Here is a 14229-nt window from a genome sequence, read left to right as displayed (position 1 = left end):
GTAAATTTGTTAAATTAGCAGGTCCTTGATCTTCGTTTTGAATTTTAGTTATATTGAATTCATCGAGATTTATAAAGTCGCTAATAAGTTCGTTTGCGTCTTCTTTAAATTTCAGGATTGATTTATTATTAAGATATTTTTTAAAAATGTAAAATTGCATCGTACTAACCTTTCATTTTTTTTGAACAAATTAATGATAGTACAAATTCCTTTGATTGGCAACAATCAAGGGATTTTTTTGTGTACTTTTTGTACCTTAAACGTCAAAAAATAGGTGATTGAGTAATTCTGATTGCCAGAATTTTCCTCTACCACCTATTTTTTTTATGAAATCTTTTTTTATGAAATCAAAAATTCAAATAAAAAATATGCTAATATATAAATGAGGTTTAGTATGAAAAAAATAGTAACCGTCTGTGGTATGGGCTTGGGTTCAAGTCTAATTGTTGAGATGAATACAAAAAAGGCTATTCAAGCCTTAAATCTAAATGAGTCTGAATTCGAAGTTACACACCAAAATCTAAATTCTTATTCTTCTAGTGCAGGATGAGATATAGTTATTTGTGGACAAGATTTAGCTGACAATATTGATGCCGGAAATGCCAAAAAAGTTGTTTTGAATAACTTAATGGATTCTGATGAATTGATTCAAAAACTTAAAGAGGTAATTTAATTAAATTTATGACTAACATTATATACAGAAAGGAAGCGATTTATGGGTTTTAATCCTGGGGATTCAATTGAAATTGATGCTGGAACGTGGTTTTTAACATTTTTTAAAGACTTTATTGGAACACCTGCAATTTTAATTGGATTGTTTGCAATGATTGGTTCGCTTCTTTTGCGAAAAAAAGCTACAGATGTATTGCTTTCTTTGTTTAAGACTATGGCAGGATTTTTAATCCTTGGCGGTGGAGCTGGTGTTCTTAGTGGAGCATTAGCTAATTTCCAAGTTTTATTTGTTGACCTGTTTGGCGTTAATGGTGTAATTCCTAATAATGATGCTTTTGCTGGTCAATTATTTGCGATAGCTCCACAAATTGCTCAACTTGGAAGTATTATTATGGTTGTATCCATGATTTTGAACTTGTTGCTAGCTTACACAAGTAGATTCAAATATGTTTTCTTGAGTGGTCACGTTTTGTTTTACATGAGTTTGATGCTATCTGGCGTAATGGTATTAAGTGGTTTTGATTTGAACAATGCAGCTGATTATGCCACCGCTTTGATTGCTTCTGCTGTAATCATGTCAATTTACATGGTAGTTTCTTGTGCTGCTACAAAACGTTGGGTTTCTAGAATTACAAAGACTAATGATATTACTGTTGCTCACACAGGTAGCATTGGATATGTTATGTCTGGTTTAATTGGTGATTTAATTTATCGTATAAAGAAGGGTAAAATTAAATACACTGAAGAAATTAACTTCCCTAAATGATTACTATTCTTCAGAAATACATTTGCGTCAATGGCAATAACCATGCTAATTGTATTTAGTATTGTATTTATTCCCGAAGGAATCATGTATCAAGTAGGTTACAAAGTACTTCCAGTAGAAAATGCAACCGAGTTGGCAAATCTTTTTGGACCAAATGCAGCACGAAACTGACTAGTTCAAGATATAGTCGACGCATTCACATTTGCAGCCGGTGTTGAAATAATGCTCTTTGGTGTTCGAATGATCATTGGAGAAATTGTTCCTTCATTTAAAGGTATTTCTGATAAATGAATCAAGAATTCTAAAGCTGGTCTTGACTGCCCAATTGTATTCCCATATGCACCCAATGCTGTTTTAATTGGCTTCTTAAGCTCGTTTGCTGCAGGATTAATTGGTATTGCAATTACCATTGGATTCGCTTCTGACAATACAATTACAAATATTATTGCACCAGTTATTATTCCCGGAATTGTTGCACATTTCTTCTTAGGAGCTACTTCTGGAGTGTTTGGTAATTCTCGAGGTGGAATCTGAGGAGCGATAGTCGGTCCATTTATTCACGGTTTAATTATCACTTTTGTACCGGTTATTTTTGTAGTTGCAAACTGATCTCCAAGCAGTTCTCTAACTTGAGGTGATTCTGACTACTTGTTAGGTGTTGTACCTGGAGTACTTGCATACAGAACTTTGATTGATAGCAATATTTCAGCGGCACGAGGGTTGGTTCTTGCTATTCCAATTGTTATTTATGTTTTAATGGCTGCAGAAGGAATTTTCAAATCAGCTTATTTAGACAAAAAACAATTAACTTATAAGACTTTATTTAAAGGCCGTCCCAAAACTTTATCTGTATAATTTTGAAATTTATTTAAAAATTGAAAAGTGTCGCTGGCAAAAGTCGAGCGACATTTTTTGTGTTTTGTTTAGTTCTTTAATTGACAAAATTAATGTGTTATTTATACTTGTCAAAAGCAAACCACTGGTATAAAAAATCAAAACTAATATTTGATTTCGCCTTCTACAATAATGTCGCTTTCATAGAGTTTGACAGTTTTGTTTTTGAATCTAAAAAGTTTGTCGTCTGGATCAAAACTACTATGTGTAATTGGAGACGAGGTATTAATTGAACTATAAAGGATTGGCGTAATACTAATGCTAACCGCATCAGCTACTTGATTAGCTAATATTTTTCAATTTAATTCTTCACTTCCTTCAACAATAATGCTTTCAATGTCTTTTTGGCCCAGGATTTTCATTAATTCATTTCAATCCCAATCTTGGCCAACTTCGTCCATGACGATAACTTCGCATCCGTAATCTTGGTATATTTTTCTTTTTAGTGCATCTTGATTGCAAGTTACAATAATTGTTGGCGTTGTTTTACTTGTCTGCACAACATTAGATGTTAGTGGAGTTCGTAAGTTTTTGTCACAAATTATTTTAATTGGATCGTGATTATTTTCTAATTTACAACTCATTTTAGGATTGTCACTAAGAATTGTTAAGACATCTGTCATTGCTGCACTATATTTATTGCGAATTTGGTGGACAAAATTTCGAGTTTTTTTATTAATTCCTAATTTGACTGAATTTTTCTTATGAATTAGTTTTCCATCCAAGGTCATTGTATAGTGTAAGAGAACGTATGGTTTTTTAAAAACAGAATGCTTTGAAAATTCTTTTATTAAATAATCGCATTCGTTTTTAAGAACTCCTGTAATTATTTCAATATTATTTTCTTTAAAGCGCACTAGTCCTTTTTCGGATTCAATTGGATTTGGTAAAAGTGATCCTATTACAACACGTGAAACCATTCCACTTTTAATAATCGCTTCGGTGCATGGTAAATTTACTGGATTAACTGAACAAGGTTGCAAAGTCGTATAGATTGTTGCACCTTTCATCAACTTGTCTGGAATTTGGACACATTCAGTTTCGGGATGAATTCCGTCTTTATGATAATTGTGTCCTTGTCATAGAATTTTATCGTCTTTCACAATTAATGACCCAACCAAAGGAGAAGGATTAACTTCTCCTGTTGCTTTAATGGCTTCTTGTAAACAGATTTTGATGTATTCAGTGTCAGTCATAAGATACCTCTGATTAAATGATAGGATTTTAACTTGTAAAATCCTTTTTTTGTTATTTTTGTCATTTAATAGTTTTCAATTCATCAAGCATAAAAATTTTGTAAATATTTAAATTTTGGAAAGTATTGCCGAAAATTAAAAATAATTTAAATTTTGGAGGAGTAATTATTTAAGAATTTAATTCTTCTTCACTTTTTTTGTGATTTTCAATTAGTTTTAATTTTTCTAATAGATTGTTCAAAGTTATTGTGGACATTCTTTGTTTCATTTTTTCGAATGATTTTTCAAAATGCATAGTAATTAATTTACGAATTTCACCACCAATACTATTTTCAGTTGTTTTATTTTCGTAAGTTTTTAAAATATCTTTTACTTCTTTAATTTCAACTGCCGAAAAAATATCTCACATTGTGATTTTGTTTGGAGGCAAAGCAAGTTTGGTGATGCCCTTACCTGATTTAGTTACTAGAAGTTTAGCACTTTTTAATTTGGCATATGTTTTTCTAATAATGACGGGATTGCATCCGGCACTTTCAGCCAATAATTCACTTGTCATTTTCTTATCATGAAAATAAGCAATCATTAGCATAATATGAACGGCTAGTGCGTACTGAGAATTGACTTTCATGTACTAGATTCTTTCCTTTTTCTTTGTAAATAATTATATCTGAAAATTCGTTCTTAAAAAATTTATTCGTAACTCTTGACAGTACAAATATAATTTGGTATTATCTGTAACGATATTTATTACAAATGAAATTAGTTTTTTGTTTTATTGAATAAATACATATGGTTATAAACCATTTAAATATTTTCACAATCGGGAGGAAATCTGTGTTTAGATTATTACGTTATTTAGATCCAAAATACAAGTGATATGTTTCAGTGTCATTAGGATTTACTTTTGGATCTATTCTTACCGATTTATTAATTCCATCATTATTTTCAGCCCTAATTCCCATTATTGTGCAACCAGCAGTTGGCGGGCCAACTTCCGAGTTGGGGAAAGTAACCTTTTTACTTTGAGAATTTAACTTAGGCGACCAAGCACTTGGAATATTGGCTGGGTCGATGGTTTCGGCTGCAATCTTAGGAATTGTTTTCTTAGCTACATCTGCATTTATGGCTTCTAAAGTTGCAGCACAAGTAGCGATGTTAACGAGATCTAATTTATTTAAGAAAATTCAAGAATTGTCTTCAGGAAACCTTGACAAGTTTGGAACTGCAAGTTTAGGAACTCGTTTGACTAATGATATTACTCAAATATCAACTTTGATGGTATTAGTTCTTCGAATTATGATTAGAGCTCCGTTCTTGTTTATTGGAGGTTTGGTTTTTGCTTTATTGACAAACCTCTACTTGTCAATTTCAATTGTGGTTTTAGTTCCAGTTTTATTAACAATTATTTTTGTTGCGGGATTTTATGCTGTTCCAGTATTTAAAGCAAACCAAAAAGCAGTTGATAATATCAATGTTCAGTCGCGCGAAAGCATTCTAGGTGTTCGTGTTATCAAATCATTTAACTTAGAAGAAGTTCAAAAAGAAAAATTTAAAAAAAGTAATATAAATTGGACTAGATACAGCACTAAAGCATTTCGCATCATGACGGCTTTGATTCCTGCCGTAACTTTGCTTGCAAACTTTGGGACTGTTATTGTTTTAATTTTAGGTCATTATGCAGCTCCTCAAGTTTTTGGTTCAGTAGTAGATAATCGTACAGATCCAGCAAATGCTTCAAACGTTTCTAAGATTTCGGCATTTTTGCAGTACCAAGGTTACATTACTATGGGTTTGATTATGTCTGTGATGATTTCTGTTAACTATGTAAGAACCCGAGTTTCAGTAAAACGTATTTTTGAAGTATTAGATGAAAATCCATTAATTAAAATGGTTAAATCTGACAAGAATTTAAAAGATGCATCTGTTGTTTTTGAAAATGTGGAATTTAAATATCACGAACATGGTGAACCAGCTTTGCGGAACATTAATTTGTCTATTCTATCAGGTGAAACTGTCGGAATCATTGGAGCTACTGGAAGTGGTAAATCCACACTAGTTAGTTTGATACCTCGATTATATGACGTTTATTCGGGTCGCGTCATGGTTGGGGGAGTGGATGTGCGAGAAGCTGATTCGGTTAAATTAAGAGAACAAGTTGGAATGGTTTTGCAAGAGAATGTTTTGTTTAAAGGAACAATCCGTTCAAATTTATTGTTTGGGAAAGAAGATGCCACTGAACAAGAAATGCAAGAAGCACTAGATTTGTCCTGTGCATCTAATTTTGTTAGTAAATTTAGCGAAGGAATTGATCATCCAATTGAACAAAGAGGAAAGAATTTATCAGGTGGTCAAAAACAAAGAACAACTATTGCAAGAGCACTTTTAAGGAAACCGAAGATTTTAATTTTAGACGATTCAACAAGTGCTCTTGATGCTATTACTGATCAATCTGTCCGCGATAATATTCGAACGAAATTAAAAGGGACAACAACAATCATTGTTGCACAGAAAGTTGTATCTATTAAAAATGCGGATAAGATTGTAGTTATTGATAAGGGTGAAATTGTCCGTGTTGGTAAACATCACGAACTAATTGAAACTTGTCCATTATATAAAGAAATTGCTTTATCGCAGATGTCAGAGGAGGAATTAGCCAATGAATAGAATGCATTTTACAGGCGCTCCTACAAAAGGCAATGGCGTTAAATTAACTAAAATTTTCTTTAATGTCTTAAAGCATGTGCAAGCAAAAAAATCAATTTTTGCAGTTAGCATTTTCTCTGGTGTTTTGGGTACTTTCTTTTATGCTTTTGCTTCTTATTTAATCGGATCAGCTGTTCAAATTTTAATTCCAACCGGATTTGGATTGCCAGCTGATGATGGCTTTGTAAGGTTGTTTACAAACATTAATAATTCAACAGTTCAAGCTGGTGCTATTATAGCCTTTTTAGTACTTTTATATTTTGGTTACTGGGGATTACAAACAATACAAAACTTTTTGCTTGTAAAAATTAGCCAAGCGACCAGTTCTCGATTACGATGGGAAACTTACTGCAAACTGCAAATTATGCCAATAGCATATTTTGATAAACAATCAAGTGGTGATCTAATGAGTCGGATGACTAATGATATTGATAATATTAGCCAGGCTTTAATTCAAGCAGCTTCGCAATTTGTTCAAAGCGTTTCGATGATGTTCTTTACATTCATTATTATGATGGTGTTAAGTCCTTACGTTACTTTGATTGCGGTTGGAATGTTATTTATCTTAATGAGTTTTAGCTTTGTATTTATTAAATTAGCTCAACCACATTTTATGAAACAGCAAAAAAACTTAGGTGCTTTAAACGGTTACGTTGAAGAAATGATTTCAGGACAAAAGGTTGTTACTTTGTTAAACCGCCAAAATGAAAGTACAGCTGCTTTTGAAAAATATAACGTTGCCTTAGTTCCAAGTGCAGTTCGATCCCAATTCTTGTCTTCGTTATTATTTCCTTGGTTTAATTTCACAATTAACATGTTACTACTTTTGACTGTTGTTATTTTTGCAGGTTTTAGTTCAGCCGGAATTGGTACAGGTGGTACAGCAGCCTTCAGTTTTGCTTTTATTATTTCGTTTATAAGTTTATTACGTAACTTTGCGACTCCATTAAATCAATTGTTATCAATCTTTAATTTAATTCAAGCAGGACTAGCTGGAGCCCAACGGGTTTTTGAAGTGATTGATTTATTACCTCCTCCGGTGAATTCTAAAGCGCAATCATTACCACGTCCTCAAGGCTATGTTAGTTTCAAAAAAGTTAATTTTGGGTATACACCAGAAAAATTAAATTTGATTGATGCTAATATCGAGGCTAAACCTGATGAAGTTGTTGCTATTGTTGGGCCAACTGGAGCAGGCAAAACGACAATCATTAATTTACTTACCAAATTTTATAACAAGAATGACGGTGAAATCAAAATCGATACTAATGAAATTGGTGAAATTGTTGATGCGTCCTGACGTGATAACATTGCAATTGTTTTACAAGATACTTACTTGTTTACAACAACAATTAAAGAAAACATTCGTTATGGTAATTTAAATGCGACAGATGAAGATGTAATTAATGCGGCGAAGATTGCTGATGCACATAACTTTATTATGCAACTTGAAAAAGGGTATGACACTTTAGTTGAATCTAACGGATCAAACTTCTCACAGGGACAACGTCAGTTGTTAGCAATTGCTAGAGCAGTAATTCGTAACTCAGAAATTTTAGTTCTAGATGAGGCCACTAGTTCGGTAGATACACGAACTGAAGTTCAGATTCAAAAAGCATTATCTCGTTTGATTCAAGGTAGAACTTCGTTCGTTATTGCTCACCGTTTATCTACAATCCGCAATGCTAATCAAATTCTTGTGGTTAATGATGGAAAAATTGTAGAGCGTGGTAATCACGACGAATTATTAAACCTCAATGGTTTTTATGCCAACTTGTATAATTCGCAATTTAAAAAAGGAATTACATTCGACACTGATTTGGATTAATTATTTTATTCATGAAAGAAGTCCAGCAACTTAATCATTTGCTGGATTTTTATTGTTAAAGTAGCGTTGTAAGCAATTTGTAATATTGTATTGCATACTATAATTGCGTATAAATAGTCTGTTATCTAGTTTTTTTAACAATTTGTCAGTGAAGAATCGCGTTATAAATATGGTTGTGACTTACACTAAAATCCTTGTGTATGGCGATAAGAAATTGGTGGGCATATTTCTTGTATTTTTTTGTCTAACAAGAAATCAAACATTACACCCAACCATGTTCTTTAAACAATTTGTCGTGGTTTTGGATTTTTTGCTTTATGTCTTTAACTTCTGTATCTAGTTTATCGACTTTTTGATCTATGCCTTTAACTTTGGCATCTAGTTTGTCAACTTTATGTTCGACATCATCAATTCTCTTGTTTGTTTGCGTGAATCCTTCGCGAACGATTGCAGCTAATTCTTCAATAGTCATCTTATTTTCTCCACAACCGGTTGTATCAATGAATGTCATTTGGTTTGACATTATTTTAACTTGTAGTTTGTCTTTTTCGTTAAAAACTATCGCACAGTTAAAATCCTGATACATTGTTAAAACTGTTTTTATCTTTTTGATTAGGGAGTCGCTATTTTTAGCATTAAAGTAAATGTTTTCCATTTTTGTTACCTCTTTTATTTTGAAAATAGTTTGCAGAGAAAATATTTATTATCCGAAAATTAAGCTTTCATTAAAAACTTAATTTAGAAAATTATTTCCCCATATAAATAAATGTCGAAAAGGCTAAAAAATTAAGAAAACATTTTCAAATATTTTTAAAAAAACGAGTTTCTTAACCTGTGTTTTTTATTCCTTTAACGAGCTATATGGAATTCCAGTACAAGACATTACGAAAGCTCTGATAAATCATTTTTTTAAGAAGGAAATCCTAAAATGAAAATTTAATTTATAAAAATTGTTTTCTGCAAAAATAATTTGGCGGCTAAAATCACTACTATTCTTTTTAAAAAAATGATAAAAGGGTGATTAATAATTACAATGCTATTAAGTCACATTTTATTATCCAAAGGAAAATTTCATGGAAAACAAGAAAAGTTTATCAATTGATTTACACGAAAAAATTAACAAACTTGATTTAGAAACATTAGATATTACTATTCAAATTCGTAAACTTGAACTTCAAAAAATTAAACTTGAACAGTCTCAAAATCGAAAAAATTTGCAAAAAGAAAAACTTTTAGAAAAACTTAGCAAGGTTAAATCGACTAAAGAAGATATTCAAGCTTTAAAAAAAATCTGTTCAGTTTTTTTCAAACAGGAAAAATCACGTTACGCAAAACTTAAAGAACTTCAAGACAAACTAGAAAAATAATCTAAAGTTTTTTACATAGCAAAATTAAATCCGCTGGTGCGGATTTTTTATTGTGATTTTCTTTGAGTTAAGAGTTAATTAGAAGTTTTTATTTCACTTGGATCTTTATAAATGCAGTTCAAGTGGTTTGAACTTTAAAATTATCTAATGATCTCACATCTATTTCGGAAATTAGGTTGCTTCGTGTTCTTACGTTTGGAACATTATTGGATTGATTCATAGTTGCTTTGAAACTGATTTCATTTCAATGGTATTTGGCATCATTTAATAAAGGTCTAGGTTTTGCTATAGTCACACCTTTTATTTCAACTTAAATTGGTAATGGTTTATAACGATGCAATAGTTTTGTTTTTTTAAAGACACTGTATATTATTGGTTGTTTGAATAATTCTCGTCTTTGTCTTGTATTTATCTGCCCTATTTAATATCTGTGGCAATTTCATAGCCACATAATCTTTAATCGTCTCATCCATAAATTGATGGTTTTATCGCACCTTAATTCCTTACCAATTTAAAAGGTCTCCATCTTGGCTTTGCCCAATATCTTTTATTGCCTTAACAGTTTGTTTACTAGGATTTGCTTTGTCACTGTAAGGAAAGTTTTATGATAGTTTAATGATTGCTTCTGAGTTTGCGTTTCTCGCGAATTGTTACCAAATGACATGGTGTCAGAACCAGCCAAGGTAAAAATTCTGAAAAATTCTATGGACTATAATTATTTACATTTTTTATTTGATATCTTCTAAAATCTTTGAAGTGACTGTCAAAGAAGTTAATCTGCTGGGTAATTATAGACCTAGGGTATTTAACTAATTAATTGGGTTTGCTGTTTGGAGCAAATAAAAAATCGTCGCAATTAATCGCTAATTCTAAAAATTATAGAAATTAATGTTGACGATAAAATTAAATTTTATATTTTGATTTAAGAGTTTTCTGATGCAAATCGATTAGCTTGATCTAGAAAATTAGTTTTAATTCCATTAGATAAAGTGGTTGCCATTGCATTTCTTTGTTCATTAGACGGGTCGCCATATTTTGTTAAAACTGATACGATGGCATTCGTATTAACAAAGACTTTATTATCTTGGACATAAACGTGCAATCTTATTGGAAGTTCTAAGCCAAGATTAACTTGTGCTTTAATTAATGCTGTTCCTGCACGAGCGTTTCCGAAGATTAAAACTTTATTGAAATTATTAAATTTTGTTTGTTGTTCAGGGAATTTATCATTAATTGCATTTTGTTTATGATCTATAATTGCAAAAACTCCAGCCCCATCCTTTAATTGCTGTCCATTTGCTTCAGGAGTTACCATATTTGCATCAGCTGCTGCTTGTCTTCTAAATCCATTGAACACATTGTTAGCAACGGTTTCTGCATTAGATCCTTCTGGAATTGTTACTTCTTGAGCTGGCATTTCATATTTGTCTGATGGGATAGTTAATGTTGGTGATCCAGCAACAGCTGGCTTAGCAACTTGATTAATAACATTATTAACAGCATTAACAAAATTGTTGGCTAAAGTTTCATTCATTTGATTATGTTCCATTAATGTTCCCTTAACGGCATTTGTTGATACCCAAATTTTATTATCAGACGTTTGAAAGACTTGAATTCTTAAAGGTAATTCTAAACCCATACCAGGTGAATTAACCATTAAGTTAGTTCCGGTTCTAGCATTTCCAAAAACTAAAACTTTGTTATAAGTTGTTAAAGCTTGGTCGCCTGATAATTTCGCATCATCAGAATTTTTCTTGTGGTCTATTTCAGCAAAAATCGTGGCGTTTAATGGAGCAGCTTTAACTATTTCTTTAATCTTGTTATATGTTGTATCGCCATTTTGTTGATCATTTGCTTCTCTAGCTACATATGTGAAATCATTTTGGGTCAAAAAAGTTTGAGGTTGTGGCTCTTCATCTTTTTTGCCGGTATCACCAGCAGGTGCACATGCTGCAGCAATTGCAGTTATTCCCATTGCTGCGGGCAAAATAGATAATCAGCGTAATTTAGGTTTAGATTTTTTACTCATTTATTTTTCCTTTATTGAAATTTAAATTCATTTATTGTATTAATGCCCTTAATATAACATACTTAATTTTTTATCAGGTAAGATTGATTAGATTATTAAAAGTTTTTGTTTTTAAGCAATGCCTTAAAATTTTTAATTTTTATATCTCTGTATGTTTGTGCTGAATCAATTTTTGGATAGAAAGAGTAAATATTGTTAGATTAAATGAAGTATTAAGTAATTACATGTATTTGAGAATACATTTTGTAGTTTAGCCATTTATAAACGAAAATTTTAGCCATTTGTGAACCAAAATCTTAGCCATTTATGAACGAAATATTATAAATTTGCAGTTTTTATGCGTTGATTAACTTATAAAAAGTTATTTTTAAAATGGAATACTTAAGGTAAAAATAAATTTATGAAAAAAAGATATTTACCTAGAATAATCGAAAAAAATTTCTGAAAAACTATTAACTGCTGGTGCAATACATGTAATGGGCCCAAAATTTTGTGGAAAAACAACAACTGCAATATAATTTAAAAAAAAGTTCAGTGAATCTAGCTCGTCAAAATGATTTGGAATTAGTTAGAACTAATATAAACTTTGCTTTAGAAGGCGAAAAGCCTAGATTAATTGACGAATGACAGGTCCTTCCAAAATTATGGGATGAAATTCGTCTAGCAGTTGATGAATCTCAAGATAAAGGATTATTTATTTTAACTGGTAGTAGCACTCCGGTTGACAGCGAACAAATATATCATTCTGGTGCTGGAAGAAACGTTAGTTTAAAAATGCGACCGATGTCACTTTATGAATCACAAAACTCGAAAGGACTTGTGTCCATTTTCAATCTTGCCAATCTTAAAAATGATTTTAACTATACAAATGAAAATAAAGAACATAAAATGGATGATCTTTTATTTTATCTATGTCGGGGTGGGTGGCCCGCTTCGGTTATGAATTGAATCGTGAAAAAAGTTTGTCGATTGCTACCGATTATTTTGATAAAGCATACGATTTTCAATATCTTAAAATTAATAAGTTTAAAAATTTTAAAGATTCTGTTTTTAGAACTTGTTTAATAAGTTATGCACGCCACGTATCAAGTGGTGCCTCGTTTAAAACTATGTTAGATGATGTCATTCAAAGAATCGGCTATAGCATTTCTTTTAAAACCTTCAGTCGATATATAGATCGATTAACTGATATATTCCTTGTAGAAGATTTACCGGCATGGAATTTAAATTATCGATCAAAAACCTCCATGAGAACTTCTCCGGTACGGCATTTTATTGATCCATCATTTGCGTGCAATGCTTTAGGATTAACTCCTAAGAATATGCTTAATGACGTAAAGACATTAGGGCTAGTATTTGAAGATATGGCAATTCGTGATCTGCGAATTTATGTAGAAAAAAATGGCGGGAATATCAAACACTACAGAGAAAAAAATGGTCTTGAATGTGATTCAGTAATTACATTTGAAGACGGTCGAATTGCTCTAGTTGAACTTAAGTTAGGCGGATTTGAAGCATGTGAAAAAGCAGCTCATAATCTTTTAAAAATCCAAAAAAATTGATTTCATCAAATAATAATATTGTTGCTTTTTCAATGGTCTTAACAGGGATTTGTCCAGCTTATAAGAGAGCTGATGGTTTTTTTGTTATTCCTATTAATTTACTTCGTGATTAACAAGATTTCTTTTTATAGTCTTATAGTTTTATTAATGCTAATAAAGAATCGAACGTTTCTTAAAATTTATTGATAGAGAATAATTAGTTTCATGAGATTACTTTTTTTATCTAAAATGATATTCATAAGTATTTGGAGAAGGATAAAACATCATGGCTGATAACAAAGACAATGAACGTGCTGAATTACATAAGATTATTTGAAGAATTGCGAATGAATTAAGAGGCAGTGTTGATGGCTGGGAATTTAAAACTTATGTTTTAGGTTTTTTGTTTTATCGCTATATTTCAGAGAATATTGCAGCTACAATTAATAAAGATCAAAAAGATTCTGGTAGCAAAAATTTTGATTACGCAAATTATGACGATGAAATAGCAATTAAAGCAAAATCTGATTTAATTAAGCGTAAAGGTTTTTTTATGAAACCAAGTGAACTCTTCGTTAATGTTCGTAAGAATGCTAGCAATAATCCAAACTTAAATATAGATTTACAAAAGATTTTCAAGAACATTGAATTATCAGCTAATGGTGCTAGTAGCCAAGCTAATTTAAAAGGCTTATTTAGTGATGTTGATGTTAATAGCAATCGTTTGGGATCAACAGTTGCTGATATAAATAAAAAACTTGTAAAGTTATTAAATGCAATTGGTGATTTGCCATTAGGTGAATACCAAACCAATTCGATTGATGCATTTGGTGATGCATACGAGTATTTAATGTCCATGTATGCAGCAAATGCTGGAAAATCTGGTGGTGAGTATTTTACCCCTCAAGAAGTTAGCGAACTATTAGCAAGAATTACTTTAATTAATTTTATGCGTAGTGGCAAACCAGATAAAAAAGAAATTCAAAGGGTTTATGACCCCGCTTGTGGATCTGGTTCATTGTTATTAAAGTTTGTAAAATTAATTGGAAAAGAAAACGTGCGTGATGGTTTTTATGGACAAGAAATAAACCCAACAACATACAATCTGGCCAGAATTAATATGTTCTTACATGATGTTGGCTATAAAAAATTTCATATTCACCATGGTGATACATTAATCAAAAATGCACGCTGAAATCTTAGAGATATAGATAAATTTGACGCAATAGTATC

Annotated in this window: 12 protein-coding genes; 8 read left to right on the top strand and 4 right to left on the bottom strand. The window is 31.4% G+C overall.

Annotated features, from left to right (window positions below):
• Positions 1 to 382: 382 nt before the first annotated feature.
• Positions 383 to 673 carry a PTS sugar transporter subunit IIB gene (locus T384_RS0105450; RefSeq protein ID WP_307128862.1) on the top strand — a complete coding sequence of 97 codons (291 nt, stop codon included), beginning with the start codon at positions 383 to 385 and terminating at the stop codon, positions 671 to 673.
• A 42-nt stretch (positions 674 to 715) separates the two neighbouring features.
• Positions 716 to 2293 (top strand): PTS ascorbate transporter subunit IIC, encoded by a 1578-nt coding sequence (locus T384_RS06750; RefSeq protein WP_052663602.1) that lies wholly within the window; start codon positions 716 to 718, stop codon positions 2291 to 2293.
• Between the two features lie 143 nt (positions 2294 to 2436).
• Here T384_RS06750 and ribD read toward each other — a convergent pair whose 3' ends face one another.
• Entirely contained in the window at positions 2437 to 3528 is a 1092-nt protein-coding gene (gene ribD / locus T384_RS06745) for a bifunctional diaminohydroxyphosphoribosylaminopyrimidine deaminase/5-amino-6-(5-phosphoribosylamino)uracil reductase RibD (RefSeq protein ID WP_052663601.1), read from the bottom strand.
• Between the two features lie 169 nt (positions 3529 to 3697).
• Positions 3698 to 4156 (bottom strand): Rrf2 family transcriptional regulator, encoded by a 459-nt coding sequence (locus T384_RS0105435; protein ID WP_027120156.1) that lies wholly within the window; start codon positions 4154 to 4156, stop codon positions 3698 to 3700.
• A gap of 206 nt (positions 4157 to 4362) precedes the next feature.
• Between T384_RS0105435 and T384_RS0105430 the strand changes: the two genes are divergently transcribed.
• Positions 4363 to 6192, top strand: coding sequence for an ABC transporter ATP-binding protein (locus tag T384_RS0105430; protein ID WP_027120155.1), 1830 nt, complete (start codon positions 4363 to 4365; stop codon positions 6190 to 6192).
• Positions 6185 to 8059 carry an ABC transporter ATP-binding protein gene (locus T384_RS06740; RefSeq protein ID WP_052663600.1) on the top strand — a complete coding sequence of 625 codons (1875 nt, stop codon included), beginning with the start codon at positions 6185 to 6187 and terminating at the stop codon, positions 8057 to 8059. Before T384_RS0105430 ends, T384_RS06740 begins: the two co-directional genes overlap by 8 nt.
• 262 nt (positions 8060 to 8321) lie before the next feature.
• Here T384_RS06740 and T384_RS0105420 read toward each other — a convergent pair whose 3' ends face one another.
• Positions 8322 to 8714 (bottom strand): hypothetical protein, encoded by a 393-nt coding sequence (locus tag T384_RS0105420; RefSeq protein WP_027120154.1) that lies wholly within the window; start codon positions 8712 to 8714, stop codon positions 8322 to 8324.
• A 418-nt stretch (positions 8715 to 9132) separates the two neighbouring features.
• On the opposite strand from T384_RS0105420, the gene T384_RS0105415 reads away from it, so the two are divergent.
• Positions 9133 to 9426 (top strand): hypothetical protein, encoded by a 294-nt coding sequence (locus tag T384_RS0105415; RefSeq protein ID WP_027120153.1) that lies wholly within the window; start codon positions 9133 to 9135, stop codon positions 9424 to 9426.
• 922 nt (positions 9427 to 10348) lie between these two features.
• Here T384_RS0105415 and T384_RS07095 read toward each other — a convergent pair.
• Positions 10349 to 11455 (bottom strand): DUF302 domain-containing protein, encoded by a 1107-nt coding sequence (locus tag T384_RS07095; RefSeq protein WP_052663598.1) that lies wholly within the window; start codon positions 11453 to 11455, stop codon positions 10349 to 10351.
• Positions 11456 to 11947: 492 nt separating this feature from the next.
• Between T384_RS07095 and T384_RS07340 the strand changes: the two genes are divergently transcribed.
• The 3 genes from T384_RS07340 to T384_RS0105395 form a co-directional block, all read left to right on the top strand.
• A complete protein-coding gene (locus tag T384_RS07340) occupies positions 11948 to 12520 on the top strand; it encodes an AAA family ATPase (RefSeq protein ID WP_052663596.1) in 573 nt (190 codons plus the stop codon).
• On the top strand, positions 12418 to 13059 hold the full coding sequence (locus tag T384_RS07170) for a DUF4143 domain-containing protein (RefSeq protein ID WP_245595164.1): 642 nt from the start codon (positions 12418 to 12420) through the stop codon (positions 13057 to 13059). Before T384_RS07340 ends, T384_RS07170 begins: the two co-directional genes overlap by 103 nt.
• Before the next feature lie 223 nt (positions 13060 to 13282).
• On the top strand, positions 13283 to 14229 hold a 947-nt coding region (locus tag T384_RS0105395), incomplete at its 3' end, for a type I restriction-modification system subunit M (protein WP_027120152.1).

Source organism: Mycoplasma testudinis ATCC 43263, from assembly GCF_000687795.1.
GTDB lineage: Bacteria > Bacillota_I > Bacilli_A > Mycoplasmatales > Mycoplasmoidaceae > Mycoplasmoides > Mycoplasmoides testudinis.
Note: the sequence above shows the minus strand (reverse complement) of the source record. Positions and strands in the feature narration are given on the sequence as shown.